This is a genomic window from Methylotenera versatilis 7 (genome assembly GCF_000799165.1).
Classification (GTDB): Bacteria; Pseudomonadota; Gammaproteobacteria; order Burkholderiales; family Methylophilaceae; genus Methylotenera_A; species Methylotenera_A versatilis_A.
The window spans coordinates 369,303-382,554 of sequence record NZ_JUGF01000001.1 but is presented as its reverse complement, the minus strand read 5'-3'; the positions used below and the strand labels follow the sequence as shown (position 1 = coordinate 382,554).

Sequence of the window (13,252 nt, the reverse complement as noted above, 5' to 3'; positions counted from 1 at the left end):
TGTGAATTGTATCGCCTTTATCTAACAGGGATACTACCCATTCGGGTTTTAAATGCGCTGATAAAGGTAAGTTTACTATTAGCGAAAAAACGGCTATTTTTACTTAACTTTAACTTAACTAAGTCTTTAACAAACTGGATGGAGTCGGCCAACAAAACCAACACTAAATGTAAAATACAGCTCAATATTCCATGGTTTTTTCTAAAATAAAGTAACTCGCTTTCCGCCTGTAACACGCTTAACTGCTTTCCAGCTGTTGTCACTTTTCCGTCAGACTTGGCACTTTCTCCACCAATGTGCACCACCGAAGTATCGGCAAAATATACCACTTGCCAACCAGCCTTCTTAACCGCAAAACAATGATCAACTTCTTCACTGTATAAAAAATACCTGGGGTCAAAAAGTCCAACCTGCTCTATTACTTGCTTGCGGACCAAGTAATAACAACCCGGAACCCAGTCACAGTTTTCGGTAATTGCAGGATTCCAATCTGCGTCGTCTACCATTTGCAGTGTTGGAAACCAACGAGTTAATCCTAATTTATGTGCAAACAAATTAAAGGGCGTCGGAAAATAACGACAAGAAGGTTGTTGTTCACCATCGCGTCCTATCAAGCGAACACCCAACACGCCGCAAGTGGGCTGTGACTCTATATATCGAAGAGTTTTTGCTAAGGTGTCTGCTTGAACAAACGCATCGGTATTGAGCAGAAGAATGTACTCACCCGTAGCTAAATCCAACACTTGATTATTGGCGCGCCCAAAACCGACATTCACTTTATTTTCTATCAAAGTAATCTGCGGAAACGCTTTTTTAATCACAGCAACTGAGTCATCTTTAGATGCGTTATCCACCACAAAGACTTCTAATTTAAAGTCACCCTGAGATGCAAATAAAGCATTGAGCGCTTCGACGCTCATATTTGCTGTGTTGTAACTGATTAATATGACTGAGATAACCAAACGATTGAACCTTAAGTTAATGCTTAACTTTGCTAAAGATTATAATAAGCACTTAGTATGCCAATTAATATTCCCAGCGAATAAATTTAATCTCGCTTAGCGCGCACCCATTCAACTTGGCGATTGATAAAAAACTTTATATATAACGGTATTTTAATAAAAGCGTAGATTGGCGCGTAACAAAGCTGCTTAAAACTAATAATTCGACGACCGAAAAAAGTCCAAGAAATAAATATAGCACTTGTTAATGCCAGTAGAAGTAAGCTGGCGCCTATTAACACAGTGTTGATAGGCGCAATTTGATGGATGCCTATGCTAATCGCAAATATTAAAGTAATCATCAAAGTAAGCACTGCCAATGGTGGCACGATTAAATCAAAAGCCATACCCAACATCTGCAGATTTCTGGTTTTAATCGCCTCAAGAAACAAAGCTGGCGCATCACTTAATATCACACTTAAATGCCCATGCTCCCAACGTGCGCGCTGATTTCTTGCCGCTTCCTGTGTTACAGGAAAAAAGCTTTTGACACACGCATACGGGAAAAAGAACGGCGGCTTTTTTGCTCGACACAAATCAATACCTAGTTTCATGTCTTCTGCGATATGGCCGCTCGCTAGATGCACATGCGCAATGTCATCCCATATAAACGCCATGCCTGTACCCATTAACTGGCACGGTAATCCTAACGATTTAAACCCAAGTGGGCGTACTTGATTTTTAACCACCCATGCAAATTCAGCTATCTTGGTTTTTAGACTAGCATTTGCAGGCGACATCATTAAATCCAGAGCCTGTACGGGTCGTTGATGGGTCATGCAAGCCTCTGACAATGCAGAGATACCACTCTCAGAAATCGTACAATCTGCATCAATAATAATCACGACTTGTGGTGGGTTATTTTTAAGTGACTGCAAGCCAGAATCTAGCGCGTAACCTTTGCCGCGTAACGTTTTGTTTTCACGCACAACAACTGTAGCGCCCAAGTCGCCAGCTACTTTCGCGGTATCGTCCGTACAGTTATCTGCCACCACAATCAAACGATCCTGATTTTTTAATTGCGGCAACACAGACTGTATTGTAGCCAAAATTCCGACGGACTCATTGTGTGCTGGGATAATAACGGCAACTGAATAATTGCCATTTGTAGATTCAATTAGATCGCTACGTTTCAGCCAAAATAACGATGCTAAAACCTGCAGCAACAAAACAAATACGGGTATCGCTAAAACAGCAATTATCGCCAGCAATATCAATTGTAAAATGATCATTTTTATACTGAACTACTGTCTAAAATGGCTTGCAAGTTTTGCCGCTTCAACATCGACATTGTGTCTGGCGATAACACTGGCATAGGCCGCAGAGCCCATTTCCTGCAATTTTTCCAGAGGTGTCGATAAAGCGTGCTGAATCGTTTGGCTTAAATCCTCAACATCGCCCGCAACGCATAACCAGCCATTTTCACCATGTTTGATGAGCTCAGGAATGCCAGCAATATAGGTCGAAATGACCGGGCGTTTAAGTGACATGGCTTCCATAATAACTACTGGCAAACCCTCAGCGAAACTAGGCAATACAAGCACTTGCGAATTTAAAATATGCTGCCTAACGGCCTCACTGCTAATCCAGCCTGTAATTGTCACGCGATCTTGCAAGGCATATTGCGAAATTAATACTTCAACTTGCTGTCGCATTTCACCATCACCAGCTAATACCAACTCGAAATCTACATTTGCATCTGCCAATTTCTTGGCAGCTTCTATTAATAAAAGCTGTCCTTTTTGCTCACATAAACGTCCTACACAGACAAGTTTTGGTTTTACAGGTAACGCAGTGCTATCCACTTGATAAAAACTCGATTCCAGACCGCAATGCACAATTTTTATTTTTTGCCACTGTGAAAAATCTACCCAGCGCTGTAACTGGCTTTTACCGAAAGACGAAATCGCGACGACAAATTTTGATCGATGGATTTTTTCAGAGACTTTCAGAAACTGCGGCCTATCAAACTCTTCTGGCCCATGCACCGTAAAACTATAAGGCACATTGCCAAGCACACTCATCAACATAGCAACTTCGCTGGGATTAGTGCCGAAATGTGCATGAATATGCGTTGACTTAAATTGTTGAGACCAGCTAAGCGCTTGGCAAGCTTCAAGCAAATAAATCAGATGGTAAATCAATGGTCTGTCTGCTTTAAAACTCATTTTAACGGCTAATTTTAAAGCTGTGATAAAAGCAAACGGTTTGGTTAACCATACTTTTAAAGCAGAAAATAGCAGTAGAAAAGCGCCATCTTTTAAGACATATTGGGTTTTTACTTGCTCATTGATGTCATCTATATCAATTTGCTTTTCATCCCAACCGCGCATTGCGATACGCTGCACTTCAATGCCTAAACGCTCTAGCGCTAAAATCTCACGACGGATAAAGGTATGACTAACTTTGGGATACTGATTAATAATATAAGTAACGCGCATGATTGAAATTAATTTTTAGTCAAACTTTTATAAAATGCAGTAACGCCCTCTTCAACCGTAAATTTTGGAGTCCAATTAAAAGTTTGCTTTGCTTTGCTGATATCTAACACGATATTTTTGACATCAAATGCTCTAGCAGGCTGATATGTGACATTGGGTTTAATGCCTGTTATTGACTGTGTTAATGCTAACAACTCATTTAAGGAGTGACTTGTACCGCTACACACATTATAAATTCCTTCAGCAGTGGAATCCGCTGCTAATCTACACAACACCGCCATATCTTTAACATAGATATAGCCGCGCCGTATCTCACCATCACCCCAAATCGTGATTGGTTTATTGGATAACGTGTTATTTACAAAAGTACTTAATGCACCCTGCACACCAGCATGTCCCTGGCGCTCACCATAAGGATTAGATGGCCTTAAAATAATCGGCTGTAATCCATACAAGGCCTTGAACATACCAATATAATTTTCGATAGCCACTTTAACTACACCATACGAGCAGATTGGATTTAAAGGATGCTCTTCGTTAACAGGCAGTTGTTTGGGCGACCCATAAACAGTCCCGCCGGAAGACAGATAGATTAATCTTTTTACTCCAGCACTGGTCATTGACTCAAGCAAGTTCACTGTCGTGATTAAATTTTGCTGAATATCTAAAGTTGGATTACGATTCGAAGTACTAGGTACAGTTGTACTGATGCAATGTATGACCAAATCAACAGTCTCTAACGCCTCTGCCATTAGCATGGAGTCCGAGAAATCACCCCAATAATAATGAACATTCTCGACTGGCTTGTAATCTTTGTTCACGAAACGATCAAAAATACTGACTTCATGGTTGTGTAATAGCAGCTCATCCACAATATGCGAGCCTAAAAACCCATTTCCACCTAATACTAACACTCTCATATTGATTAACTGTCTCGGTTAACTGGTTGCTTCTGTTAATAGGTTAAGTCGTCTTTTAGCTACTTCATCCCATAGATAATAAGGGGCTTTTAATTTTGATTTTACTGCTAATTTCTCACGCAATTGCACATCTTCAGTTAATCTTTGTAAATGCTCAACCCATGCATCTGCATCGTATGGATCAAGAACTATACCCTCAACGCCATTAGTCACGACACCGCCACCGCCCATTGGGCTGACTAGCAGCGGTAACCCAGCACCAAAAGCCATATAAGTAACCAGTGGGCTACCTTCTTCTAAACTAGGTAAAACAAACACATCTGCATTTTTATAAACACTGGCCAAATCATTGGTATAAGGAATGTGTTCAATATTATCTTGACCGATGTATTTTTCAACCAATGTTTTAATAGCCGGTTCAATAGTGCCTACCAATTGCAACTTAGCATTTAGTTTGGCTTTGACCCAATAATCCAGTAATAAATGCACTCCTTTGCGTACACTGATACTGCCGACAAAAATAAAAACTGGCTGATTATACTGAGTTTGCTTCTTAGAATATGCTCCCTCCACAATCGCTTTATCGCTTAACCCATAAGAAGTTTGCAATATTTTCTGTTCGGGAATGCCATTATTCAACATAGATTCCGTCACCAACGGACTGCAACTGTAAACATAGTCTACCAACTCCAATTTAGCTGACTCTATCGCTACTTCTTCAGGCGTCACATCGTGCGTGATTGGCAGGTTAAGCTGTTTGTACGCATTATCTAATATCACCTTGCTACTCATTTGATGTGTATTAACGCATTCATGAACAATAATACAGCCTCGATCTTTTAAGCGCCTATACGTATCCAGCGAAATATTAGGCCATAAATATGCAATATCGCCCTGCTTTAAAGTCCTGCGAAATATTGTTTCAGCCAAATTTAATATAGTTTTAGGAGGTAAAGCTTTATAAACAATCGATTTAGCCCAATGGGGAATCGCATTTTTATAAAAATCGTCATTAAAGGCTGGTATGGATGCAATTCCCATTAGTTGGATTTGATTGTTTGGTGACTGCATGCCCTTAAGAATATGATAGGCCGCACCCGCAATACCTGCGTCAAGAAAATAATTTGGATAGTATGCCTTGATTTTCATCTTACTTTACTCAACTCTTAATCCTAGCCGGAATACCGACAGCAGTTCTTCCAGCAGGTACATCAATTAAAACGACTGCATTCGCACCAATTCTTGCATGGGCACCAACCCTAACACTGCCCAAAATTTTAGCACCAGCGCCAATATCGACATGCCCTTCAATAACTGGCTCAGTAGAACCATCTATCGTTCCGATTGTAACCTGCTGGAAAATAAGGCAATTAGGTCCTATAACTGCATTTGGATGTATAACAATACCATTGGGATGCGGCATCATTAAACCGCCGCCAATTTTGCTATTAATTGGTATGTCAGCCCCAGTTACTATGCTCCAAAAGCAGTGCCTCAATACCGCTAATTTCCTAACGAAAAAAAATAATGGTGAGTTTTTATACTTCTGATAGCTACGAATACTGGCGAGCAAAGACCTAGAAGGATTCCATGAAAATAGAGATTTATATTCCCTACTCCAGTCTGGATCGACATCTGAAATGTGTTTACTTATATTCAATTAGATTTATTTTCTCATTGAAATACTGTTTTTTAAAAAACTTTAATTGCCCTGCCAACTCTGCAAACTTACCTAAAACTAAAAAAAAGGCTGCTTGCCAATTTCCGCGATGATGATTCTTTAAAGTTAATCTAATGACTTGCAAAGGATAAGTTAATAGCACGATTAAACTTAATTTCCAGCTTATAAAAAATAGAATCAACGCTATGATCGGTATAACACCTCCCCAAATCCAAGCACGCTTTGATTCGGCAACCCAGTGATACTCTGGTGCAGCACCATGCAAATATGCACCTTCGGCATAAGCGTATCCGCCACGCATCGTGCGCTTCCACCACTGGCTAAACTTTGTAATTGCCGCATCATGCAAAGTCATTTCAGCCTCAAGCCGCCATATGCTATAACCAGCTTGCCTTATTCGTATGCACAACTCAGGTTCTTCGCCAGCAATTAAATCATTTTTATAGCCACCTACCAACTTAATCACGTCAACACGCATCAAAGCATCTCCACCACAGGCTTTTGCTTGCCCAACAGGTGTATTCCACTCTTGATCACACATACGATTATAAATTGAAAGTTGAGGGGAAATCTCTCGCCTTCTACCACAAACTACCGCAACAGTTGGATTGCCACGCAAGAAATCAACCGCTGTTTGTACCCAATGATCATTCACAATGCAATCACCATCTACAAATTGCACAAATTCTATTTCAGGGAAAAGCGAAACAATTGCGTCAAGTCCCGTGTTCCTAGCCCTAGCAGCAGTAAAATCTTGCGACATATCCAGCGAAATGACATGTGCACCATGGCTTTTCGCTTCGCTTAAGGAGTTATCCGTTGAAGCAGAATCGACATAAACCACCTGTGGCATAAAATCGGCTAGTGACTCTAAACAACGCGCCAAACGTGGTCCTTCATTACGACCGATGATGACAACGCCTACACTTGAGGGAATGCTACTCACAACCCACCTTTGTATATAATCCAGTGACTATGGAATATAAGCTAAACAAAACTTGCGCCCACTCGTTCTACAAATTCATTTAAAAAATTAAATTGATTATGCTTTGAAAATTTATCAGATAAAATCTTAATCGCATTTAAATCATTCTCGTACACGTTATCATCCATTAATTTAACTATTTCCATGGTTTCAGATATCATTTTCTTAATATCACCACAGTTAACTTCAGTAAAGCATGACAAATTAAAATACTCTTTGTTACCCTCTCCTGTATACCCTATTACGTGTGCTCCAGATAAAGCTGCCATCACTGGGGGCATGGCAAGTCCTTCAAGCTCACTGAAAGATAAAAATATTTTGGTGTCAGTTAATATTTTATAAACCTCGTCCTCACTTACACCGTCTATGGGTTTTAATATCCAACCACTAGGTAATTTTTTATTTATCATAAACAACATCAGCTCTGTATGCTTTGCCAATTTTCTTGGCATATAAGAAATAATGTTTGGCTTTTGATCCCAGCTTTTAAAAATCGCCTTATCAATTATGTAAGTAGATTTAATGACTTTATTTTCATGCTCTGGAAATACAAAATTTATATTCTCTATAGTGTCATCCGAGATGCCACAAATAATTGAAGCATGTTTATACGCAAAATCTATCTGAGAGTAACTTCTCTTAAATTGAGCTCTTTCAAAGTCCATCAAATAACCATTAAGTACGTTAATCGCATAAGGAACACCTATCTTTGCCAATACTGGCGCATGCCTAGCAGCATAAAGTTCTGGAAGTACGACAAAGTCAGTCTTTGGATCAAATGAGTTATTTCTTTTATAGGTCACCTTAGAATTAAAAATTTTGGGGTTAAATGCTGGATTATAAGGATGCAATATTGAAGAGTTAAAATTGCCCAATTTATTAAGCTCGATATATTCAGAATAATTATGCGTAACAATAATACCTCCAACTGGATATGAAACGCTTGGCACACAGAACACAATATTTCTTTCCGCAGCAGTTTTATTTTTGCTTTTTGAATACTTAAAATCTACTTCGTATTTACGTTTATCTAAATTCCTTCTAACTTTATGAAAAAGTTTATTTATCATAGCTGCCTTAACACTCTCTTATTTAGTAAAAATTGGGAGGTATTCCCAAAGATATAAATTAATCAGAATTACAAAGCTTTAATAATGCCGATTCAAACTGCGCAGCTGACTTCTCCCACGAATAGCCTTCTGTAGCCGCCACTGCGTGATTTGAACACTCTAACCATGCTGTATTGGGTTGACTTAAAAACCACTTAACGCCAGCTAGCAACGCATTAATATCATCTATTTCAGTTAATATGCCGTTTTTGTAAGGCACAACAGCCTCAACTGGCCAACCCGTTTTGGTTGAAACTACCGGCGTACCACATGCCATGGCTTCCATAGCGGTTAGATTAAAACCTTCTGAACGGCTTGGCGCCAGCCAAACATCACAACGCGTGTAGATTTCCCTGATTTCGTCTTGAGTTGGTAATAAATGGAACTCGATATCGTATGCGTCAAATGGTATATTTTTTAATTTACTCGACCCAAAAGTAAGAACTTTAAGTGCTGGATAGTCTTTTTTTAATTCTCTCACCACACTTAAGGCAACATCCAATCCTTTAACATGCCCACTATTGGCAAGAAAACCTATGGTAGGAATTAAACTTTTTTTACGCTGGATAGGATAAAAAACATTGTGGTCAATTGCATTAGGCACCAACTCTAAATACTTACTTTGATATTCACTTTCTAGGATATCTTTAAGCCATTTTGATACGACAATTTTATGTGCATTAGATTGATAGGTTGCGATTGCTCTTTGTTTTGGGATGAAATCAAAAATTTCATGCCCTTGAATAAAATATACTTTCTTTCCTTTAGATAAGGACAATTTTTCCAGCCATTCTGCTGTTTCCCACCATGTAGCAATGACAATATCAGCGTCCGGTACATCAGAATCCACGATCGGCCTAAAGGCGTCAATTATGTGGTTATGAATATTCAAGCCATCAAAATGTGATTTTTGCGTGGTGGGATAAAAGAATTTGAATCGCAATAGATTTTTAAGGCGAGTGATCAATGTCGGTTTACTTTGTATCGGCGTAGATACGATGTTGACCTCATGACCTTGGCTAATCAAATATTGGGCGTAGATTGCCATAACTTTTATGCCACCACCCATATTGAGTGAAACTGATAAAAATGTGATCTTCATGTATGCGTATTTTTAGTATTGAATTATTTTAAGAGTTTAAATAAAGCTATTTATGCATGAAAAATCAATTGAAGCATACAGGCCAAAATTTATAATAGGTTAAGCCAAATAACAATAGCCCATTCAGACAATTGCTATGTTAAGCAATGCTTAATCTCAAAATAGCAGACTTACTAGCTTGTTAAAAATCAGCCCGCACAATAGTCCTGCAAAAATAATCGGCAAGGTAATGAGTTCTTTTTTAACATCCCAAAGGTGGTGCATTTTTTTATAATAAATAGCCAGAGGAAAGCTGGAGAAATTACTCAGGACAATCACCCACACAGCACCATGCAAACCATAATATCTAAAGGCGATTGGCAATAGAACAAACATGAAAGTTGTTCTAATTACAATTAAATAAGTCATTAACTTAGGTTTACCTAACGCTAAAAAACACTGATCTGTTAAGTTGTATCTTAATGACACTAAACTTAACCCTAACAGGCTCAACATCCAGCCTGCTTCGCTATAGCGTGAGTCGTATAAAAAATCGATGATAGTTTGACCAGTTAGCAGGAAAAACCCAGCTAAAAATAAAACTACCGCATCAAAAGGAATTCTGAAGCGATAGTAAACACGATTTAAGTCTTCTGGTTTGTTTCTGGCGGTTTCACTCAATGCTGGGTAGGCCACATTGCTCAGCAACCTAGATACAACCATTGAAATTGCCCCAACAATAAACACAGCAATACTGAATACACCCAATTCGGTAGTAGAAATTAAACCACCTAATAAAAGCCTATCGCCATTGTTAATTAAAAAGCCAACAATAGACGACAAAAACACCCATTTACCAAAATGGAAAATTTCACTTAACGCTTCTTTATCAATGTGAAAATGATTTCGCTTTTCAACCACAAGAAAATTAACGATAACGGCATGTACCAAGCTAGTTGTCAAAGCGCCGGCAACTAAAGCCCAAATAGATTTATTATAAAAAGCAATTAAAACCATTAGCAGTATGCCCAGCACTTGGCTAATTAGCTCAATTTTAACCAGCTTGGCTTGATTTAAATTTCTACTGGCTAGTGATGTCCATGTTGGCTCAAAAGCACTGATAACAACCGCGAGAGTGGCAACAGGAATAATGATCGGCAACAATGGTTCTGCATAAACTGTACTTGCAGCGACCAAATGAAAAGTCTGTGCAAAATAAATACCAATTGAGACTAAAACCGAAATTACCCATATAAATAAGCCCCTCAGTACTTGAAAAGTCCAAACCGTATTTAAAAATATATCTTCATCAGCGCGTTTACTCTGAATGATATTTTGTCTCAAACCTAAATCGGTCAGCAAAACCAAGCCCATCAGCAATACATTCACTATCGCCATTAAACCAAACATTTCTGGCACCAAAAGGCGAGTCATGACCAAGTTACTAACCAACCGTATACCTTGGCTTAAAAAATGCCCTCCGAATGTCCATGCACCAGCATGAATGATTCGACTTTTAAGATTTACCGATTGAGAAATAACGAATCCTTTAGAAATGACAAATTAGTGACGTTTAAGCAATCTGAGCTCATCCTAGGTGTATCTACAATACACATATGGTATTCTCTAGGCACTTATTATATCTACTTTTCACTCAATCCCACCTTACCTATGCAAGAACATATTAGAGCACTGATTGTTATTATATTAATGGCGTTAATAGGATTTGCCATTGCAAAGAAGTTAGCACCCAAGGGAATAATGCCTGCAGAAATTAGCCGCTGGAGAAACCTTTGGCTTGCTGTGGTTATTGCAGCGTTTGTTGCCCATAATTTTTGGATTTACCTGATTCTAAGTGGCATTTTTATTTTCCTTAGCACGACTAAGGATCAAAATAAAATGGCTCTGTTTTTTATCCTATTATTTGTTATTCCACCTTTGGAGATACAGGTTCCCGGATTTGGTTTAGTGAACTATCTGTTTGCACTTAATCACCCAAGATTTATTACATTAATAGTTTTATTACCGGCTGCGTTAGCGATTTCGCAAAAAAACAATTTTAAATTTACCAAAATATGGGCTGATAAATTTTTACTCCTCTATATTTTATTGATTTTTGGATTAGGCTTAAGAGACACCACTCTCACAGACGCACTCAGACTGTTGTTTTACAGCTTTACCGACATATTTTTACCATACTTTGTGGCAAGTCGTGCTATTAAAGATTTAAGTAATATGAGGACGGTACTTTACGCATTTGTAACTTCCGCGGTTGTACTTGCATTTATTGCGATATTCGAAAGTGGAAAACAGTGGCTACTGTACAACCAATTAGGAGTGGCTCTAGGTACTGGTGACTCCATCGGAAACTACCTAGGTCGCTCAGGAGGTCTACGTGCTATTGCCTCTTTAGGCCACCCTATTATATTAGGATACTTTATGACGATTGCTATTGGCTTCTATTTATACTTAAGCAGCACAATACAAAACAAATCCATTAAAAAAATAGGCGCTATTCTCTTAGGCCTAGGCTTGTTTGTACCTCTTTCGCGCGGTCCTTGGGTTGGTGCATTGGCTATGTTTGTTACTTATCTTGCATTGGGACCGAGCCCCATTAAAAAACTAGGCACTCTTTTCATTGTTGGTATTTTTTCTTTGCCTATTTTGGCAATGCTGCCAGGTGGCGGAAAAGTAATGGAGCTAATTCCATTTGTTGGGCAAACAGAGAAAGGCAATATTGAATATAGGGAACAGCTTTTTGAAAATGCATTGATTGTGATTAAAAATAATCTATTTTTTGGCTCATCTAATTATTTGGAAACACCGGAAATGCAAGCGATGATACAAGGAGAAGGCATTGTCGATGTGGTCAATACCTACCTAAGCGTTGCCCTTGACACTGGTATAGTAGGGCTTAGTTTATTTGTTGGCGTTTTCTTAGCCGTCATTCTGGGGGTCAGAAAAAAACTAAAACGTATTAAAGACTATAGGCAACAACAGCATCTTTTAGGGAGAAGTCTACTCGCTATTATTGTATCAATGATGGTTACAATCGCCACTGTAAGCTCTATTGCAACTGTGGCGATTATTTATTGGTCTATACTGGGTATTGGGGTAGCCTACACAAGGATACCCGAAGGGGAACTATAAGAAGAAATCAATTAAATTAGCTGTAAAAGCTTATTGTTAATAATAATAAGCTTTTGATTCTACTTCAGCTTTATTTAAAACAACGCCCAGCAGGTTAGCTTTTGGCAAATGATGCAATGTCTCTTCAATTTCAGATTGCGTAGACATACCATTGGCAATCACCAACAAGATGCAGTCTACCTGTGGCAAAAGTACCATCGCATCATCGGAGTTCAATACAGGTGGGCAATCAAAAATAACAATTCTTGATTCGTAACGCGCTCTTAACTCTGTAATCAGGCCAGTAATTTTTTTGGAAGACAATATTTCAGCTGATTTTGAAACTGGTTTCATCGTTGGAACAATAACCAAGCGATCAATACCAGGATTAATCATAATATCTTTAAGCGGCGCTTTGTCTTGCAAATAGTCATTCATGGATTTTTCTGTATGAATGCCCAAGTAAGTCGCTACCTTCGGCCTACGTAAATCGAGATCTACCAGAATCGCAGTTTTCTGTGGCTGATGCGCAATACTAATGGCCAAATTAATCGAAATCAATGTTTTACCGGATTGAGGCGTAGGTGAAACTACAGCAATTGTACGCCAGTTATTCTCTTCCATTTTTTGCAAAATTTGAGTTCTTAAAGAGTCGAAGCTATAACTATTCAGATCACTTTTGGTGTGTGCAACGATTCTATTTTTTTCTAAATGCGCATTATCCAGCTTGATAATCGGCGTATTTAAATAGGTAATCTGGCCCAATTCATTTTCGGTGTTTGGGAAGCCTTTTACCGTTTGCTGTGTAACAGTTTCTTGCTGCGCAGGCCTAGTATTGATTTTGTTGCCAACATTTTCAATTTTTGCTTTTGCAAGAGCATCTTTAATTTTTTCCATAACAATCT

The 13,252-nt window shown here is 38.7% G+C and carries 12 protein-coding genes; 1 reads left to right on the top strand and 11 read right to left on the bottom strand.

Annotated elements, in window-relative coordinates:
- Window positions 1–17: 17 nt before the first annotated feature.
- The 10 genes from K370_RS01625 to K370_RS01580 form a co-directional block, all read right to left on the bottom strand.
- On the bottom strand, window positions 18–962 hold the full coding sequence (locus K370_RS01625; protein WP_047537428.1) for a glycosyltransferase family 2 protein: 945 nt from the start codon (window positions 960–962) through the stop codon (window positions 18–20).
- Window positions 963–1,048: 86 nt separating this feature from the next.
- The gene (locus tag K370_RS01620) at window positions 1,049–2,233 is read right to left on the bottom strand and encodes a glycosyltransferase family 2 protein (protein WP_047537425.1); all 1,185 of its coding nucleotides are present in this window, start codon (window positions 2,231–2,233) and stop codon (window positions 1,049–1,051) included.
- Between the two features lie 12 nt (window positions 2,234–2,245).
- A complete protein-coding gene (locus K370_RS01615; RefSeq protein WP_047537422.1) occupies window positions 2,246–3,442 on the bottom strand; it encodes a glycosyltransferase family 4 protein in 1,197 nt (398 codons plus the stop codon).
- Window positions 3,443–3,450: 8 nt separating this feature from the next.
- Window positions 3,451–4,362 carry an NAD-dependent epimerase/dehydratase family protein gene (locus K370_RS01610; protein ID WP_047537418.1) on the bottom strand — a complete coding sequence of 304 codons (912 nt, stop codon included), beginning with the start codon at window positions 4,360–4,362 and terminating at the stop codon, window positions 3,451–3,453.
- Window positions 4,363–4,380: 18 nt separating this feature from the next.
- A complete protein-coding gene (locus tag K370_RS01605) occupies window positions 4,381–5,511 on the bottom strand; it encodes a glycosyltransferase family 4 protein (protein WP_052185130.1) in 1,131 nt (376 codons plus the stop codon).
- A 10-nt stretch (window positions 5,512–5,521) separates the two neighbouring features.
- On the bottom strand, window positions 5,522–6,022 hold the full coding sequence (locus K370_RS01600) for a serine O-acetyltransferase (RefSeq protein ID WP_047537415.1): 501 nt from the start codon (window positions 6,020–6,022) through the stop codon (window positions 5,522–5,524).
- Window positions 6,009–6,989 carry a glycosyltransferase gene (locus tag K370_RS01595; protein WP_047537412.1) on the bottom strand — a complete coding sequence of 327 codons (981 nt, stop codon included), beginning with the start codon at window positions 6,987–6,989 and terminating at the stop codon, window positions 6,009–6,011. Before K370_RS01595 ends, K370_RS01600 begins: the two co-directional genes overlap by 14 nt.
- Before the next feature lie 41 nt (window positions 6,990–7,030).
- Window positions 7,031–8,098, bottom strand: a complete 1,068-nt coding sequence (locus tag K370_RS01590; RefSeq protein ID WP_047537408.1) for a glycosyltransferase — start codon at window positions 8,096–8,098, stop codon at window positions 7,031–7,033.
- 58 nt (window positions 8,099–8,156) lie between these two features.
- Window positions 8,157–9,239 carry a glycosyltransferase family 4 protein gene (locus K370_RS01585; protein WP_047537405.1) on the bottom strand — a complete coding sequence of 361 codons (1,083 nt, stop codon included), beginning with the start codon at window positions 9,237–9,239 and terminating at the stop codon, window positions 8,157–8,159.
- A 156-nt stretch (window positions 9,240–9,395) separates the two neighbouring features.
- The gene (locus tag K370_RS01580) at window positions 9,396–10,724 is read right to left on the bottom strand and encodes an oligosaccharide flippase family protein (RefSeq protein WP_268747048.1); all 1,329 of its coding nucleotides are present in this window, start codon (window positions 10,722–10,724) and stop codon (window positions 9,396–9,398) included.
- A gap of 165 nt (window positions 10,725–10,889) precedes the next feature.
- Between K370_RS01580 and K370_RS01575 the strand changes: the two genes are divergently transcribed.
- The gene (locus K370_RS01575; RefSeq protein ID WP_160255832.1) at window positions 10,890–12,368 is read left to right on the top strand and encodes an O-antigen ligase family protein; all 1,479 of its coding nucleotides are present in this window, start codon (window positions 10,890–10,892) and stop codon (window positions 12,366–12,368) included.
- 36 nt (window positions 12,369–12,404) lie between these two features.
- Here the strand turns inward: K370_RS01575 and K370_RS01570 are convergent, their stop codons facing one another.
- Complete coding sequence (locus tag K370_RS01570) at window positions 12,405–13,244, bottom strand: CpsD/CapB family tyrosine-protein kinase (RefSeq protein WP_047537398.1); 840 nt, start codon at window positions 13,242–13,244, stop codon at window positions 12,405–12,407.
- Between the last annotated feature and the right edge of the window lie 8 nt (window positions 13,245–13,252).

Bases quoted from the DNA above. Each gene is read 5' to 3' on its own strand.
- K370_RS01615 (WP_047537422.1), bottom strand. From the start codon at position 3,442: ATGCGCGTTACTTATATTATTAATCAGTATCCCAAAGTTAGTCATACC.
- K370_RS01605 (WP_052185130.1), bottom strand. From the start codon at position 5,511: ATGAAAATCAAGGCATACTATCCAAATTATTTTCTTGACGCAGGTATT.
- K370_RS01575 (WP_160255832.1), top strand. From the start codon at position 10,890: ATGCAAGAACATATTAGAGCACTGATTGTTATTATATTAATGGCGTTA.
- K370_RS01590 (WP_047537408.1), bottom strand. From the start codon at position 8,098: ATGATAAATAAACTTTTTCATAAAGTTAGAAGGAATTTAGATAAACGT.
- K370_RS01585 (WP_047537405.1), bottom strand. From the start codon at position 9,239: ATGAAGATCACATTTTTATCAGTTTCACTCAATATGGGTGGTGGCATA.
- K370_RS01620 (WP_047537425.1), bottom strand. From the start codon at position 2,233: ATGATCATTTTACAATTGATATTGCTGGCGATAATTGCTGTTTTAGCG.
- K370_RS01570 (WP_047537398.1), bottom strand. From the start codon at position 13,244: ATGGAAAAAATTAAAGATGCTCTTGCAAAAGCAAAAATTGAAAATGTT.
- K370_RS01610 (WP_047537418.1), bottom strand. From the start codon at position 4,362: ATGAGAGTGTTAGTATTAGGTGGAAATGGGTTTTTAGGCTCGCATATT.